This window comes from Methylobacterium sp. Leaf125, from assembly GCF_001423085.1.
Classification (GTDB): domain Bacteria; phylum Pseudomonadota; class Alphaproteobacteria; order Rhizobiales; family Beijerinckiaceae; genus Methylobacterium.
The window spans coordinates 1-16,632 of record NZ_LMNU01000026.1 but is presented as its reverse complement, the minus strand read 5'-3'; the positions used below and the strand labels follow the sequence as shown (position 1 = coordinate 16,632).

Annotated in this window: 10 protein-coding genes and 1 pseudogene; 6 read left to right on the top strand and 5 right to left on the bottom strand. The window is 63.7% G+C overall.

What is annotated here, in order from left to right:
- A partial coding sequence (locus ASF58_RS18045) for a condensation domain-containing protein (RefSeq protein ID WP_156375777.1) occupies positions 1–3,452 on the bottom strand: 3,452 nt, incomplete at its 3' end.
- 40 nt (positions 3,453–3,492) lie between these two features.
- The gene (locus ASF58_RS18040) at positions 3,493–3,717 is read right to left on the bottom strand and encodes an MbtH family NRPS accessory protein (RefSeq protein ID WP_055955600.1); all 225 of its coding nucleotides are present in this window, start codon (positions 3,715–3,717) and stop codon (positions 3,493–3,495) included.
- 270 nt (positions 3,718–3,987) lie between these two features.
- On the opposite strand from ASF58_RS18040, the gene ASF58_RS18035 reads away from it, so the two are divergent.
- The 3 genes from ASF58_RS18035 (at position 3,988) to ASF58_RS18025 (ending at position 7,352) form a co-directional block, all read left to right on the top strand.
- The gene (locus ASF58_RS18035) at positions 3,988–5,070 is read left to right on the top strand and encodes a GNAT family N-acetyltransferase (protein ID WP_082513159.1); all 1,083 of its coding nucleotides are present in this window, start codon (positions 3,988–3,990) and stop codon (positions 5,068–5,070) included.
- Entirely contained in the window at positions 5,067–6,443 is a 1,377-nt protein-coding gene (locus ASF58_RS18030; RefSeq protein ID WP_082513158.1) for a lysine N(6)-hydroxylase/L-ornithine N(5)-oxygenase family protein, read from the top strand. The genes ASF58_RS18035 and ASF58_RS18030 overlap by 4 nt, the downstream gene beginning before the upstream one ends.
- A 75-nt stretch (positions 6,444–6,518) precedes the next feature.
- Positions 6,519–7,352, top strand: coding sequence for an ATP-binding cassette domain-containing protein (locus ASF58_RS18025; protein WP_055955597.1), 834 nt, complete (start codon positions 6,519–6,521; stop codon positions 7,350–7,352).
- On the opposite strand, the gene ASF58_RS27545 is transcribed toward ASF58_RS18025, so the two are convergent.
- A complete protein-coding gene (locus tag ASF58_RS27545) occupies positions 7,342–7,470 on the bottom strand; it encodes a hypothetical protein (RefSeq protein ID WP_280137557.1) in 129 nt (42 codons plus the stop codon). The two genes, ASF58_RS18025 and ASF58_RS27545, sit on opposite strands and share 11 nt — an antisense overlap.
- 615 nt (positions 7,471–8,085) lie before the next feature.
- On the opposite strand from ASF58_RS27545, the pseudogene ASF58_RS18020 reads away from it, so the two are divergent.
- Positions 8,086–8,602: pseudogene (locus ASF58_RS18020) on the top strand (hypothetical protein).
- Positions 8,603–9,377: 775 nt separating this feature from the next.
- Here ASF58_RS18020 and ASF58_RS25260 read toward each other — a convergent pair.
- Positions 9,378–13,046 carry an RNA-directed DNA polymerase gene (locus ASF58_RS25260; protein ID WP_156375776.1) on the bottom strand — a complete coding sequence of 1,223 codons (3,669 nt, stop codon included), beginning with the start codon at positions 13,044–13,046 and terminating at the stop codon, positions 9,378–9,380.
- Between the two features lie 340 nt (positions 13,047–13,386).
- On the opposite strand from ASF58_RS25260, the gene ASF58_RS18015 reads away from it, so the two are divergent.
- Positions 13,387–14,286 carry a 3'-5' exonuclease gene (locus ASF58_RS18015; RefSeq protein WP_055955594.1) on the top strand — a complete coding sequence of 300 codons (900 nt, stop codon included), beginning with the start codon at positions 13,387–13,389 and terminating at the stop codon, positions 14,284–14,286.
- 25 nt (positions 14,287–14,311) lie between these two features.
- Here the strand turns inward: ASF58_RS18015 and ASF58_RS18010 are convergent, their stop codons facing one another.
- Complete coding sequence (locus tag ASF58_RS18010) at positions 14,312–15,172, bottom strand: hypothetical protein (RefSeq protein WP_055955591.1); 861 nt, start codon at positions 15,170–15,172, stop codon at positions 14,312–14,314.
- Between the two features lie 228 nt (positions 15,173–15,400).
- Here ASF58_RS18010 and ASF58_RS18005 point away from each other — a divergent pair, with 228 nt between their 5' ends.
- Positions 15,401–16,234: a hypothetical protein gene (locus ASF58_RS18005; RefSeq protein WP_055955588.1), complete on the top strand. Its 834-nt coding sequence runs from the start codon at positions 15,401–15,403 to the stop codon at positions 16,232–16,234.
- Positions 16,235–16,632 lie beyond the last annotated feature (398 nt).

Sequence of the window (16,632 nt, the reverse complement as noted above, 5' to 3'; positions counted from 1 at the left end):
TCGGGGCGTGCGGCGGCGGCGCGCGCGATCAGGCCCGGCAGGAGGTCCTCGGCCAGGGGGAGCGGTCCGGGATAGGGCGCCGACAGGGCCAGGCGGGTCCGTTCCGGGACGAGGGGCAGGAGGTCCACCCGCCGCGAAGGCTCCGCCACCAGCGCAACCAGAAGACGAAGGAAACCGTCGCGGATTCTCGTGACCGCTGGGGCGTCGAACAGCGCGGTGCGATAGGCGAAGGTGCAGGCGGGCGCCTCCGCGTTCTCCGCGACTTCCAGAACGAGGTCAAAGGCCGGAGTGCCTGTATCCCGCCCGAAAGCCGTGAGGCTGAGGCCGCCCGCCTCCCCGAGGGTGCCGAGCCCGGCCGGCTGCTGGCTGATCATGACCTGCGCCAGGGGGGCGCGGCCGGGCACGCGCTGCGGCTGCAGCGCCTCCACCAGGCGCTCGAACGGCAGCTCGGCATGGGCCTGCGCCTCCGCCAGCACGGACCAGACCCGAGCGACAAGGTCGCGCCCGTCGCCGGTGGGCTCGATCGCGACCGGGATGACCAGGGTGTTCACGAAGAGGCCGACGAGGCCCTCCGTCTCCGGGCGCTGGCGCCCGGCCACCGGCAGGGCGAGGCGCAGGGCGCGCGTCCCCGCGAAGCGGCCCAGGACCAGCGCGAAGGCGGCGGTCAGCACGGCGAAGGGCGAGGTGCCGGTGGCGCGCGCGAAATCCGCCACGCCGCGGCCGAGGGCCGGATCGATCTGGAAAGCGAGCCGGCCGGGGGACGCCGTCTCGGTTGGGCGGGCGCGGTCGCTCAGAGCGAGATCCGGCTCCGGGCCATCCAGGCGCGCGCGCCACCAGGCGAGGTCCTCGGCGCGGGCCGCTTCCCGGGCCGGGTCGCGCTGCCAAGCCGCGACGTCGACGGGCTGGATCGGCAGGGGCTCGAGGGAATCCGCCCGGCCCACGCGGGCCGCCGCGTAGAGGGCCGGCCATTCGCGCAGGATCACCCGCATCGACCAGCCGTCGCAGACGATGTGGTGCATCGTGACGAGAAGCACGTGCGCCTCGGGGGCGCAGCGCACCAGCCGGAACCGGGAGAGGGCGCCGCCATCGAGGGTGAAGGGAGCCTCCGCCTCTGCGTGCATGAGCGCCTCCAGGGCTTCTTCGCGCGCCCGCTCGTCGAGCCCAGACAGGTCCGTTTCGGGCAGGCCGGTCGATGCGGCCACGGGATCGATCACGGCATCCGCCCGCCCGTCCGGGCGCTGGCGCAGCCGCGTGCGGAAGGCCTCGTGGCGCGCCGTCAGCGCGGACAGGGTGGTTTCGAGGGCCGCACGGTCCATGGGGCCGTCGAGGCGCAGTCCGCCGGCGATGTGGTGGCCGGGGCCGTCGCCGTAGGCGGCCTCGAACCATAGGCGGTCCTGACCGGGCGAGAGCGGTAGCGCGCCCGACCGATCCGCGCGCGGGATCGCGGCCTGGGCGGCGCCGGTCTCGCGCAGGCGGTCCAGGGCATGCGCGAGGGCGCCGAGGCGCGGATGGGCGAACAGGGTCGCGGCGGGCAGGGACAGGCCGGTCGCGGCGTGGATCTCGGTCAGGATGCGGATCGCGCTGAGGGAGTCGCCCCCTTGGGCGAAGAAGTGGCTGTCGCGATCCTGCTCCGTCCGCCCGAGGATCCGGGCGAACAGCCCGGCCACCAGTGCCTCGGTGGGCGTGAGAGCCGCGGATTGCTGCGTTCGCGCCCCGGCCAGCCGCCCATCCTCGATCACCGCGTAGGCATCGAGGCTGCCCGCCAGCCAGCCCTCTCGGGTCGCCCCGCGCTGGATCTTGCCGCTGGAGGTGCGCGGCAGGCCGCCCGGATTGAGGAGCACGACGACGCGGGCGGTCTCCAGGAAAGCGTCGGCCACGGCTTCCGAGACCAGGTCCGCCAGAGCCTCGGGCCGCACCAGCTTCTGGACGCTGCGCGAGACTTCCACGGCGACGCCGATGCCCTCGCGGCCCTCGCGTTCCAGGCCGAAGGCGGCGATCCGGCCCTGGCGCAGGATGTCGACCTCCGCCTCGACCACCCGCTCGACGTCCTGCGGATAGACGTTCTGCCCGCGCAGGATGATGAGGTCCTTGGCCCGTCCCACCAGGACGAGCCGCCCCGCCGTCAGGAAGCCGAGGTCGCCGGTACGCAGCCAGCGCCGGCCCTCGACCTCCGGGAAGGTCTCGGCGCTCGCCGCCGGGTTGCGCCAATAGCCCTGGGCGAGGCTGGGACCGGAGACGCGGACCTCGCCGACGACGCCCTCCGGCAGGAAGACCCCGGCCGGGTCGGCGATCCTGACCGGGTGGTCCTCCTGCGACATGCCGCACTCGACGAGGCGGCTCGCCTCCTCGCTCGCCGTCTCCCGTGCCTCGCCCCGGGCTAGGCTCCCGGGGTCGAGGTCGAGGCTGCGCAGGCCGGCGCCGCGCCTGCCCGCCGAAACGAACAGGGTCGCCTCGGCGAGGCCGTAGCAGGGCATGAGCGCGCGCGGGTCAAAGCCGGCAGGGGCGAAGCGCGCGGCGAAATCCGCCATGGTCGCGGCGCGCACCATCTCGGAGCCCGAGAAGGCCACCTGCCAGGAGGATAGGTCGAGGCGCGCCAGGGCGTCGTCGTCGATGCGGTCATGGCAGAGCCGGAAGGCGAAGTCGGGGCCGCCGCTCACCGTGCCGCGATGGCGGTGGATCGCCTCCGGCCAGCGGGCGGGACGCCCCAGGAAGTGCTTGGGCGACATCAGCACAGCCGGGATGCCGGCATGGATCGGCTGCAGCAGCCCACCGATCAGGCCCATGTCGTGGTAGAGCGGCAGCCAGCTCACCATCACGTCGTCCGCGCGGAAGCTGAGGCCATCGCGGATCGCGCGCTCGTTCGCCATCAGGTTGGCGTGGCTGACCACGACGCCCTTGGGCGAGGCCGTGGAGCCGGAGGTGTATTGTAGGAAGGCGATCCCGTCCGGCTCCGGCAATTGGCCTCGCCAGTCCGCGGCCTCCGCCGTCGCGATGTCCTCGACGCTGAGGACCACCGCCGCGGCGGCCCCCGGCATGGCCCGGACGATGTCGGCGGCCTCGCGGTGCACGAGGATCGCCGCCGGCTCGGAATCCGTCAGGATCGCCGACAGCCGGGCCTGATGCTGCGCCCGGAGCGCCTCGGGCGGGAAGGCCGGCACCGCGATCAGGCCGGCATAGAGGCAGCCGAAGAAGGCCGCCACGTAGTCGAGGCCCGTCTCCAGCATCACGGCGACCCGGTCGCCCGGCAGCGCATGGCCCTGGAGCCGGGCAGCGACGGCCCGGACGCGCCGGTCGAGGTCCGCGTAGCTCACCGTGATCTCGCCGGAGGCCGGATCGTCGAGGAAATGCAGGGCCGCGACCGGGCCATGGGCCTCGGCCAGCCCGCGCAGGTGGCGGACGAAATCGCGGGCGGGGGCCACCGTGATCGGAGCGCGCGGGACGACGACGGTCATCGGATCTCCTGACGACATGCGAGGCTGGGGAGCGGCGGGCTCAGGTCCGGGGCGCCGGCGCGTCCCCGTCGAGGGCGCGCCGCAGCGAGGCCGGGCGCATGTCGGTCCAGACCGTGTCGATATGGGCGAGGCAGTCGGCCCGGGTCCCTGAATATCCGGTGGCGGCCCAGCCCTGCGGCACCGGCCGGAAGGACGGCCAGATGGAGTATTGCGCCTCGTGGTTGAGGACGACGAGGAACGTCGCTTCGCTGTCGTCGATCGCCATGGGCCTGCTCCCGGAACGCTGCGGTCTCGCTAGGCAGGACGGTGAGGGCCGCCGCGAATTTAGTCCGACGCCGCGAAAAAAGTTCGGGCTGGGCCTAAATCGCGGCGGCGCCCCGGCGTCCTTGTGGGCAACAGGTGCTGCGTCCCCGGCGCGATCGGGGGCGGTCCGCGCCTGACAGCGGAGAACCTGACAGCGGAGAACCTGTCGGCGTGCAGACCTGTCAGCCGTGCAGACCTGCCAGCGAAGGCGAGGCCGATGTTGCGAACCCCCATGCCCTTTCGCGCCGCAGAGGCGGCCGGCCGCCCCCGGATCGTCCACCAGGCCGGCGAACAGCTCAGCGTCGTGGCGGACGACCGTGTGGCCCTGCGCCTGCGGCTGTCCGGGACCGGCCCCGTACGCCTGACCTTCGAGGATGGGGAGGGCCTGGACGCCGCAACCGCGCTGCCCGCCCTGATGGCCGCGTTCGAGGCCGTCTCGGCGGCCCATCCGGACCAGGACCGGATCGGTCTGGACCTCGCGAGCGCCGCGGATCTCGTGCCGGCCCTGCGCGCCGCGGGCCTCGCGGTGGGAGACGGGGACGCGCTCGCGGTCCATGCCGCCCTGCTCTGGCAGCGCCCCGAGCCCTGGCTCGCGGACCCGTCGCGCCGGGACTTCCCCGCCATGCCGGTGATGACCGAGGGGCGGCGCCATCCCTTGCGTGCGCCCAAGCCTACGGGACTCCTCTATCGGCGCTTCATCCCCTGGCTCGGACAGTCGGTTGCGTTCCGGGCGGCGACCCTCGACGACGTCGATCGGCTGCACCGCTGGATGAACGACCCGCGCGTCGACGCGGTCTGGGCGGAGGCGGGTTCCCGCGCCAAGCACGAGGCCTACCTCGCCGGCCTCATCGCCGATCCGCACATGCTCCCCCTGATCGGCAGCTTCGGCGACGAACCGTTCGGCTATTTCGAGGTGTACTGGGCCAAGGAGAACCGCCTCGCGCCGTTCTACGAGGTGCGCGACTACGATCGCGGCTGGCACGTGCTGGTGGGCGAGGACCGGTTCCGTGGCCGGCCCTACGTCTCCGCCTGGCTGCCCTCGCTGATGCACGCCCTCTTCCTCGACGATGCGCGCACCGACCGGATCGTCGGCGAGCCCCGGGCCGATCACGTCCAGCAGCTGCGCAACCTCGAACGCTCGGGCTTCGCCCGCATCAAGACCTTCGACTTCCCGCACAAGCGCGCCGCCCTGGTGATGCTGTTGCGCGAGCGCTTCTTCGGCGAGCGGCTGTGGGCGCCGAACCCGCCGCAGGCGCAGCCCGCGCGCGGGGACGACGCGACAATCGCAGACCGCGCGCTGGGAGCCGCCGCATGACAGAAGGCTATCAGTCCGACGCCGCCCTGGGCCTTCGAAGCCCGGCCGCTGAGTCCGAGGCGTTCACCTTCGGCGGCGAGAGACCGGACGGCGCCGTGCAGGACGTGATCGGGATCGGCTTCGGCCCGTCGAACCTCGCTCTCGCCATCGCCCTCGACGAGGCCGGCCGCCGAAGCGGACGCCCCGCCCGGGTGCGCTACCTGGAGCGCCAGCCCGAGTTTCTCTGGCACGGTGGCATGCTGCTCCCCGACAGCGGCATGCAGATCTCGTTCCTGAAGGACCTCGTCACCCTGCGCGACCCGACGAGCCCGTTCAGCTTCATCAATTACCTGCACGTGCACGGCCGGCTGACCGACTACATCAACCGCAAGTCGTTCTATCCGAGCCGGATCGAGTTCAACGACTACCTGCGCTGGGTGGCGTCCCACTTCGCCGACCGGTGCGACTACGGCGAGACCGTCCTGGCGGTGGAGCCGGAGCGGACGGGCGAGACGGTGCGCCACCTCGTCGTGCGCTCGGCGGACGGCGCTGGGCGCGAGCGTCGCCGCCGGACCCGGGCCGTCGTCCTCGCCACGGGCGGCGAGCCGCGCATCCCGGAGGCCTTCGCGGGCTTGCATGGCAATCCGCGCGTGTTTCATTCCTCAGGCTACCTTCGGAGCATCGAGGCGCTCCCCCTCGCCGGCCCCTCGCCGCGCATCGCCGTGATCGGCGCCGGCCAGACCGCCGCCGAGCTGTTCCTCGACCTCCAGAGCCGGCTGCCGGGCGCACGGATCGACATGATCTTCCGCGGCCAGGCCCTGAAGCCGGCCGACGACAGCCCCTTCGTCAACGAGATCTTCAATCCCGACTTCACCGACTTCGTCTATGGCCAGCCCGATCCGGGCCGCAGCGCGCTGATCGAGGAATTCCGCGGCACCAACTACTCGGTGATCGACGGCGATCTCCTGACCCGGATCTACGAGATCCTCTACCAGCAGAAGGTCGTGGGCGCGGCCCGGCACGCCCTGTACCGGCGGACCCGCGTGGAGGCCGTGACCGACCACGGCCCGCAGGTCGCGCTCGACCTCGTCGACGAGGCCGAGGGCGCCCGCCGCCGGGACCGCTACGACGCGGTGATCCTGGCCACCGGCTATCGGCGCGACCGGGTCCGGTCCCTGATGCCGGCCCTGGAGCCCTACCTCGCGGACGGAGGCGTCGATCGCGATTACCGCCTGCGGACCCGGCCCGGCTTCGAGCCGGCCGTCTACCTGCAGGGTTTCAGCGAGGAGAGCCACGGCCTGAGCGACACCCTGCTTTCCATCCTGGTGGTTCGCGGGCAGGAGATCGCGCAGGCGCTGCTGAGGGACGCTCCCCCGGTCCGCGCCTCGGCCTGATCCCGCCCCGCCCGACCTCACGCCCCGCCCGACCTCACGCCCCGCCCGACCTCACGCCCCGACGGACCATCCCGGATGATCGCCACGGCCTCTCCACCCGCCGAAGCCCCCGGGGCCGCCCCACCGGCGGGGGACGCGGTGGGCTATCGGCTCGATGGGGTGTCGTTCGTGGTGCCCGGGCGCCAGCTCCTCGCTCCCCTCACCCTCGACTTGCCGAGCCGGGGCGTCGTCGGCCTCGTGGGGCATAACGGTTCCGGCAAATCGACCCTGATCAAGCTGCTGGGACGCCAGCAGCGCCCGAGCGGGGGCCGCATCGGCTTCCGGGGTCGCGCCCTTGACGACTGGGGCGACAGGGCCTTCGCGCGCGCCGTCGCCTACCTGCCGCAGGCGACGCCCCAGGCGCCGGGACTGCTGGTGCGCGAGCTCGTCGCCATGGGCCGCTATCCCTGGCACGGAGCCCTGGGGCGGATCGGCGCCGCCGACCGCCGCATCGTCACGGAGGCGATGGCGCTCACCGGCACGGAGGCCTTCGCCGAGCGTCTCGTCGACAGCCTCTCGGGGGGCGAGCGCCAGCGGGTCTGGCTCGCCATGCTGGTGGCGCAGGATGCCGGCTGCCTCCTCCTCGACGAGCCGATCTCGGCCCTCGACGTCGCGCACCAGGTCGAGGTGATGGCCCTGGTCCGGCGCCTGGCCGATGCGCGCGGCGTCACGGTGCTGGTGGTCCTGCACGACATCAACCTGGCGGCCCGCTACTGCGACGAGATCCTCGCCTTGCACGGCGGGCACCTCATTCGGCGCGGCTCCCCGGACGACCTTCTAACGCCGGAGTCACTGGAAGCCGTCTACGGGATTCGCATGGGGATATTCCGGCACCCGGACACAGGCATCCCCATCAGCTTCACCCGGTGACGCCGGCAATCGCCGCCGACGGCGCGAAGGGCGCAAGGTCCCAGCCCGGAAACCGAAGCAAGCGCACTTTCAGGTCGATGCGGTCCTGCCTGCCCTTTGGCCGGAGCACCATGGCCATGTACGCTCCGATCGATTCCTTTCCCATGAAGGATAGGCGGGAAGCCTCCGGGGGATCTGCAACCCACGCGCCTGGTCTTCCTTCGGCGGACTTAGATCGGGACACGACGGAAGGCTTCTCCGGAGGGTTCTCCCCCTGAAGGAACGCCCCCCGGATCTCCATCCGTCGGTCCCGTGCCGGGGGCTGGGAAGGTCTGCTTGGCCTCGTGCAGGAGCATGGCCTAGACCACGGCACGGTGTTCCCGACGCCGCCAACTTTCGCGCGCACCATCCGGCGGCGTGAACCGTCGAATTGGGCTCCGGGTTCGTGCGGGACGCTCGTGGAGCTCCTGACGGGTCCCCGCCGGCGACGCACTAACGCCTGCATGATCGCCGCCGGGCGGGGCCGCGCCATCGCGTTGGGGCTCATTGCCCGGGCGAGCGCATGAACCGCCCCACGCCGCGCCCCCCTGCTCGACCAGCCCTCTCGCCTGTCCGGGTAGGTCGCGGGGGGCGCGGCTCGAGAAGTCACGGCTCGCGTGACCATATTCGGGGAGTGGATGCGCCTCCGGCGATCCCGTCTCAACCCTAGCATTACAGTTACGTTGTTGATGGGGTTCTGAATCCCTGCCTCACCCTGATTCGCGCATCATGGACGACCGGGATCTCTATCGAGGCGACGCTGGAGTTGTGGGCCTCGGCGCTGCGAGACGGGAAGGGGCGCAGGCGGCCTCTGTTCACCCAGGAGCGGGTCGCCGCCGCGGCGGGTGCTGTCCTGGACGGACGGTTCGGCGCGGAGCGGCGCAAGACCGGTTGGATGCGGGCGGAAGCCGCGGGCGATCCTGGGCCTTGGCGTCAAGATCCGGCGCAGCTTGGCTGACGCCGAGCTGGCCTACTTCACGACCTGGTGCCCGGCCGGCACGCCGATCCAGACCCTGGTGGCGGTCGAGGGACGACGTTGGAGCATTGAGGATGCGTTCGAGACGGCCAAGACCGAACTCGGGCTCGCTCACAACGAGACCCGCTCCTGGCACGGCGGGCACCGACCCGTCAGCCTGGTGATGATGGCCTTCGCCCTGCTGGCGGTGATCCGCCATCACGCCAACGTACTGCCCCCAAAAAGACCGGCTCGGACGAGACTACACGCCCATTGATCCGCGGGTCGGTGCAGGAGATCCGCCGCATCGCGGTCCGACTCGCGCAGCGGCGCATCCAGCCCGCTCACGTCATCGCAGGGTCGCTCCGGCGACGGGCGCATCAGGCCGCCGCTCGCCAAGCCCATCTCAAACGCCGTACCTCAGACCGCAAACGGCGACGACAAGGCCTGAAGCCCAGGACAGCCACCCGACGGACATCACACATTAAAACGCAACTGTAATGTTAGCCGCGGGCAACCTCGACTTCCCGCCGGAAGCGGAGGAGCAGAGGAGCACTCTGGGGGCCTACCTCGGCGTCTGCAGCTTTGCTTGCTACGAAGGAATCGATTCGCGGGAAGGCGTAATCGATCCATCGCAGGTACTCGAATGCTTCCACCAAGGAGCGAACTTCGAGCGGAATAGAAGGGACGGAAAATGCGACTGGGCCGCAAGGGTTTGGCAACCCAATTGCGACCCAGCGAAAGTTTCATTAGATTTCAGTGAAGATTTTTCTGCTAAGTTATTGAATTCATTGGTAGCGAGGGAGGGATTTGAACCCCCGACACAAGGATTATGATTTGAGCTAGAGCAGCGCTAAGCTGCTGATTGTAAAGCGCTCTCGGGCAGCTGTGCTAGCGGTGCGCTATGTCGGCTATCAACCCTTCGTTAGCATAATCGAGCGCGCGGCAGATGGGGATCTATCTGGAGGCGCTTGATCGAATTACCTATCGGCTAGTCGAAGACATACCTGCTTGGCGCAATCAGGACTCGCTGAGTAAGTGGGTATTATTATTTATCCAGCCGGTTTCGGTTTGAAGGAACCATTACTTACACCGCGATTCTTAAAGGCCGCGATATCATCGAGTTCAAAGAACAAGATCGAGGCTTGAGGCTGTCCGTGAGTGTGAAATATCCTACGATTCCACGCATCTTTGAAAGGCGCGTATGCATTACTGCCACCGTAGTGACCATTGTTCGCCACAACAACCATTTGATGCATATGATAATGCAGGGCTATAGCCATATTGTCGAACGTGTTTACGTCCTTATTGAGGGCCGGTATGGCAAATACATCAGATTTATTTTTTAGATCCGAGGCCAAGCTAAGATCAGTTGCATCGAAACATATTGAAGCAGTAAGCCAAAGCAGATCGTCCGCTGTGTTTGGGGACCAATCATAGCCTATTAACCATTGACAGGGGCGAAAAGCCTGAATTAGGCCAGCGGCCTCGTAGCCTTTTTCATTAGGCGCAAGATGCTTTTTTCCCTGCCTTCTAGTAAGAATTTGTACTCCCCTCGTTGGATCTTGCGTTGGTATCACCCAAATAGCAGAATTTACTAATGGCTTACCGATGAATAGCTCTTCATAGGTTAGTCCTGCGAGAATAATCGTTTTATGAGCTCGTGCAAAGGGAACAAGGTGGGTATGTACGTCATTCGGGTGAACGGAAAGCTCAGGTAAGATAAGCCAATCGAGACGTCCCTCCATTTGCTTGTGTGTCTCTCGTAGCGCTAATGAACTACGAACAGCGGAAAGTGCAGCTGAAAGATGTCGGCGATGTCGAATCCTGCGATCCGCCGACGACATCTTGAGGTCAGCAACATCAAATTCGCTCATTGATGGAAACGCCATTTGTACAACACAAGTGCGCAAAGGCTTTCCATGCCGCTGAAATGCTCCTGGTGCTCTTAGTGGAACAAGAGCTACACTTCTCCCTTGCATGCCGCGAATGAATTCAAGTCGTTGGTCGATGGCCTCGAGTGTTTCTTTCACATTCTCGGTGACTGGTGTGTCAAGGAGACGTCCCGCGCATCCCGGCCACCAAAGCAACCCAAAAAGTAATTTTTCTATCCACTCCGATATCGGCAGCCAATCGTCGCCGAAGGCTGAATGGCCGTTAAAAAAGCCATAGATGCGTTCGTGCCAATGTGCGTTTGGCGACCGATAAATCTGCTTTTCTTCCTTCCAGTTAGATCCGCGTACGGTGCTGGTAAAGTCGGCTTGGACAGTAAGAATGAACCGAAGTAGAAAACCTAGCTGAAAACGCCAGTGGCTATGACCTCCACACCATTCAGGCGGATCGTAGAGGGAAGGACCGCTCAAGTTCTTCTGGTTGATTTGTAGTTGATGCAGTTCCAAGCTGTCGGCAGTATTTTCCACGACAACTTCCGAGGGACTTATTGGACCAAGTATCGATTTTTCAATAACCGCCGCGAGAAATTTTGATGAAAAACTCAAAAGCGCTTGTTCGTTTCGAAGCGATTGACTTGTCTCTGATGAATACACAAACTCAGCAAGAGTCTTGAATTGAGTGGAAGACTGATCTTCGATGCCTAGATCTGCCTTTACCCGAGAAGAGAGCGATGAAGTTTCTCCGGTGCTTTTGATAAGCTCCATCGTAAAATTAGGATCAAGTGAAGCTATCGCATTTAGCCGTGCAGCATCGAGCTGTGGCCCAATCAAATCGATTGCCCGGGACTCATTCAAAAATGAGCGCCGTGCAAGTACTGAATACGTAGCAAAATCCTTAGCAGGAACTCCTGCCGGATCGCCATTGAGAAATCGAAGTAGCCGAGAATATGATGAACGATCTTTGCGCTTTAGTGATGGTAACTCATCGGATGAAGGCGGAACAGTAGCAAGAAGCAAGTGCGCCTGCTGGATAAGATACCAAGGAAGGCGAATTTCGTTTGTGTTAGAGACTCTTAGAGCCTCCTCGCGCAGGAGGCGCCGATAGCCGATCACATCTGCCCCGGAGGGTAGTTGCTCATCATCCTCTACAAAAGCCGTCTCAACGGCACCAGCGCGAAGTATTTCTGATAGGCAGTACCAAGGCACTCGCCTTGCAGCTTTTCGTGTGGCTCCCTTTTCAGTAAACGGTCGCATTAGATTTAATACACGTTGCAAAAGATTAGGGTCTGGCCACAGGTCAAAAGCGATCCGCAATAGCCGGACGTTTGAAGGATCATTGGTCCATTTTGAGATCAATTCCAACGCAAATGCATGGGTTTCGTCATCCAGCTCCTCGCGAGTTCGAACACCTTTGAATTGGCTATAAGGTTCATTAGCCCCATGTTGTTTTTGATCCTCATTGGTTTGCCACAGCTGGGGACGAAGTGAGCGATAGGTCTTGCGAAACCGTCCTGCGGCGAATCGGTCAACAGTAGAGTCTCGCACATCAGGGATGGGCCGAAATGGATCGTGAGGATTAATTGATGCTGCTACTTCCAGGCGTTCTTGAGCACGAGTCAGACCAATCACGGAATCTAGAATTTCTCCTCCTAAAATGGGATCAAACCCGCCTGAGATTGCAGCCTGAATGCGTCCCATTCTTTTGCTCTGTTGTAGCAACGGTCTTTCGTTTGTTCGAAATGATGAAAGCAGGGTTTTTTCTGCTGATGGAGTAAGGCCTGGCGCAGTTTCATTTAGATTGCGGGAGACCCATTCAAATACTTCAATCCGCAGTTGCTCAAGATTAACATTCGCTGGAGCTGTAATAACAAAGCGAAGATCATCGACGTAGCGAGATGCGTCGTGAAGTTTGACGTCGGGAATTATATAATGGTCGATTTGGTCTCGTATCTGTTGATCGAATTTTGATAGAGCCAAGTTTGCGAAAAAACCAGCAGCAACTAATCCTTGCGGAAGAATAGTCGTGTTGAAATTTGGGATTTTTGATTGATTTGCGTAAGTTTCTACTTGAAACTTATCTTCGAGCGCCCAATCCCATGACAGAAATTTTGTAGCTAGAGCAAAGAATTCGGGATCGTCGGTAGAATCTTGAAGGCTTCGTATGGAGCCATGAAGAAGATCCCTCGTGACCCGATCATAAAATTGCTTCAAGTCAGATTGCACTATTATTATAGTCGGTCCTTTGCCATTTATAGATTCAGCGATAAATTCAGGTCGCTGCAAAAAAGTTTGGTAATCTTCATAGAACCCACGGTATAGAGCTAATGATCCCCACCGATGTTGCGCTGATTCTCCAGCGTAATCGCATAGCAGTCGATTGCCGTATGAGGTGACCGACTTGATATTGGGACTATCTAACGGTGTCGTCGGATCGCCCTGGCGCAGCTCAACTCTGTCTGCTAGGCACATCATCAAAGCAGTAGCTAAAACTTGGTCGCGTAAGCTAACATGGGCAAGCGGGCGAATTTTAATAGCTTCCCCCTTGGTGCCAACTGGGTTCCAGCGACCGCTTTCGTCGACGCGCCAAGCCTGACTTTTTGGAGCCGGCACCATCCTGATTGGATCTGAACGCTGAGCGGCTCCCGATTTAATCTCGTCAGCCAGTTCTGCGATAAAATTTTTGACGTTGATTGCGGTCAAATCAAGTTCTAGCGTATCGGAGAACCAATTGTGATATCTGATGTATCTTGAGGTCTTTCTCCATGCCTGAATTAGCACCGTTTCGTCAGTAAGGCACTCAATAGTTGGTACTAACGAGATAATAGCCACCAGCGCTCCCCCGCAAATTTTCCAGAAATCGTATCTTGTTCAAGATACTTAAACAACCGCAAAAATAACTAATGCATTGCTTGCGATATTGGGGCGTATTATATGATCGAAAACCGTCTCGGCGCAATTATCGTTGCGATATGCGAAAGCAGTGTCAACGGCCGACACCAATGGCGCGAGCATGGGTATCATCTAAAAATTGGTGTAAGCCTGGGAGCCGAGTGGCTGAGGGGCGCTGCGTACGTGATACCAATACCCCTCGCTAGACGCTACGCTTAGTCGGCTAACGGCTATCTTTGGGCCAGGTCGGTCCAGGGGATGCAACCGGAGAGCACCGCTTTTGAACGAGCCCCTCGATAGCATCGCCGCTGTGCTCGAAGCGACTGGCGATTATCGTGTTCTGCGTCGATTGGTGTCCCTAAGTGCGTGCCCAGATGCGCCCGATGAGCCCACTTTCATCGGCTTGATCCTCGATACCGAGACCACCGGCACCGACTACGCCGCGGATGAAGTGATCGAGTTGGGCATTTTGAAATTCGAGTATGGCGCTAGCGGACGTATCTACCGCCTGATGGAGACCTTCAACCGTCTACAGCAGCCGGGTAAACCCATCCCTGCCGAGATCACCCGACTCACCGGTATCACCGACGCCGACGTGGCCGGGCAGCGGATCGATGATGCTGCTGTGCAGGCCCTGGCAGCCGACGCCGCCGTGGTGATCGCTCACAATGCCAGCTTTGACCGCCAGATGTGTGAAGCCCGCTGGCCGTTCTTTGCAGAAAAGAATTGGGCCTGCTCGTGCCATCAGATCCCATGGCGGGCAGAGGGCCATGAGGGCATGAAGCTGGGCTACCTGCTGATCGACTATGGGTTTTTCCATAAGGGTCACCGAGCGATTGATGATTGCCACGCTCTCATGGCGCTGCTGGCGCAGCCGCTACAGGCCTCTGGAAGGTTGGCCCTGTCAGCCCTGCTTGAAACTGCCCGCCGGCCCACTGTACGCTTATGGGCGCAAGGAGCCCCGTTCGAGACCAAGGACACTTTGAAACAGCGCGGCTTTCGGTGGAGCGGTCCACGCCGATGTTGGTACCTGGACTGCGATGAGGAGCAGCTGCAGATCGAGCGAGCCTTCCTGGAGCAGGAGGTGTTTGGGCGTGCAATGCCCGATCTCCCGGTGGACCGGATCACAGCACGTGACCGATATTCCGTGCGCACCAACCCAGAGGCTCCGGCAGTGTGAAGCGGCGACCCTGGAGACGCGTCGCTCAATGGCCCCACGAAACCTCTTTCACGGCGCAGCTTGTGATGCTGCGACCGGCGAAAAGCTGGGTGTTGTAGAGGGTTATTCGCTGCTCAGGTGGCACGCGATAGCTATTGCCGTCCGCGTACAAAGGGATCACCCGCAGATCCTGCTTGTGCGGGTTGCTGCCACTCGCAGCGTTCAGGACCCAGCAGGAAAAGCCGACCTGCGTGAGTATAGCATCAAGCCGCGTGTTGGTGACCTCGAACACGTAGTGGTTGTTTTTGTCCTTGGCGAAGGTGAACGCGGGTTTGACTTCGGGGTCCGCGTAGAAATCGGCGGAGCCAATGCCACAGGTGGTGAGCGTCATGCTCAGGCCGGGTTCCCACAGGAGCCCAGAGCTGCTTAGCAAGGGTTGCTCCACCTCTTCTCCCGATGCCAACCATCCCCCGGCGCCAACGGAAATCTCTCTCACACGCTGACTGGGCGTGCCGTTCGCGAACACCAGCGTGCATTGGACCATGGCCAGGCGCAACCAGTCCCGGGGGTGCCGATTGGTGATGCGCCCGTAAAGGTGGGACCCTTCGATCCTTGTCTGCAGGCCCACGGGTGCATCAGCGCCGTAGCGATGGAAGGCTCCGCTGGGTTTAATCTCCCTCTGCAGGATGCGCTCGCCGTAGCCCATGGCCAGGGGGAGTGCGCCAACCACCAGCACCAAGAGGATGGAGCTGCTGAGCGCACCCGCCACAAGCATGAGAAAGCCCGCGCCGAACACCAGGGCGCCGAGGATGATGACCTCGTAGAGGTAGGGGGCGAATGGATCGAGGCCCGAGTACCATGCCGCACACGTGCCGATGGCTGTGCTGGTGAGCCAGAGCCGGAACATCGCTTATCCTTGCATCTCCTGAGGGATCGGATGGGCACGGCCACACCGCCCTATGCGCCCTCCCCCGGAGCAGCACCTGTCATCCTGCGCCCAGGAAGCTCCAGGACCGGCGGGCCTCGGATTCAGCACCCTGGCAGCCCGGAAGGCCTTCGATCGCGTGGGTGAGCCTTCTGAAGCAGCGCTGAAAGCCCTGGCCACGACCGCCGGGGCGGTGGCACATATCCTCGTATGACGACGCTCACCCACCCGCCGGTCTGGAGCCTTCTCTCGCACACCAGCCTGGATGCTCTGCTGGATCGCCCGGGTATGGGAATGCCGGAGGTGATCGCCATTGATGCCGGCGGGGATGCCGCGATGGCCGCACCGCTGGTCGCGACCACGCGGATGATGATCCGGCGGGCTCAGGCACACGCCGGCCTCACGCTCACTGCTACGGGGGCGCTGTGTCGCGCCGACGTTCGCGCGCTGTTCGATGCCATGAGCTGGCCCGACTATGACAAGGCCCAGGTGCTCGTGATGAACAAGGTGCTCAACGAGATCGACGTGATGCCCGTCGAGGCCACCCGGCTGATCGCGCAGACCGCCAAGCTGATGCGCAAACGGGAGAAGCGCCTGCTCGTGACCAAAGCCGGTGTGACCCTGGGCCGTGAGGAGCAGGCTAGTGAGCTGTTCCGCTGCCTGTTCGAGACGGTGTTCTGGAGGATCAACCTCGGATATTTCGACCGTGTGCCCGTGGAGGCCTGGCCTCAGAACCACATCGGCATCGTGCTGTGGTGCCTTTCTGTCATGACACCGGAATGGATCGCGCGTGAAGACCTGATGCGCAGCTGCACCGTGTGGGATCCTGCGCTGGACCAAGGTCCGGCGGATTTCGCGGGCTATGCCTTCGAGAGCCGGGTGCTGCGACCGCTCACATGGTTGGGCTTGTTCGAGACGCGGCTGGTGGGTGATGAGAGCGCCCCCTCGTGGCGGCGTGATCGGCAATACCGGAAAGCGCCGCTGTTCGATCAGGCCATCCGCTTTCGCGTGGAGCTCGACAAGCCGGTGGGCCTCGCGCACTGATCGGTCGCCAGGGGAGGCATGCGAAGGCCGTTGGCAGCGTCGCGATCGCTGGATCTTGATGTCCTGCGCGCAAGTAGCTGGCGACGACATCGGCTCGCCTAAGCTCTTGAAAATACACTCATAAAAAGCGCTAAAACGCAGCCTTTCGCCGTGTGTGCAGTGGACCACGTACATGTGGCAGACGGAGTGGTGAGCAGCATAATTTGCGGTGCTGCTCACCGTCGCTCCCGGAGCGATCAAGCTGCCCGGGGCTTACGACGCTCCGCCATCATCAACCCGCGTGCCTCGGCGGCCGTGGCGATCTGAGAGCCCGTCCGATAAGGGGCTGAGGCAGGGTTGAGTGGCCGGGATGGCAGTGATTCCAGGAGGGGGCTGAAACCTGACCTGGATCTGCCATG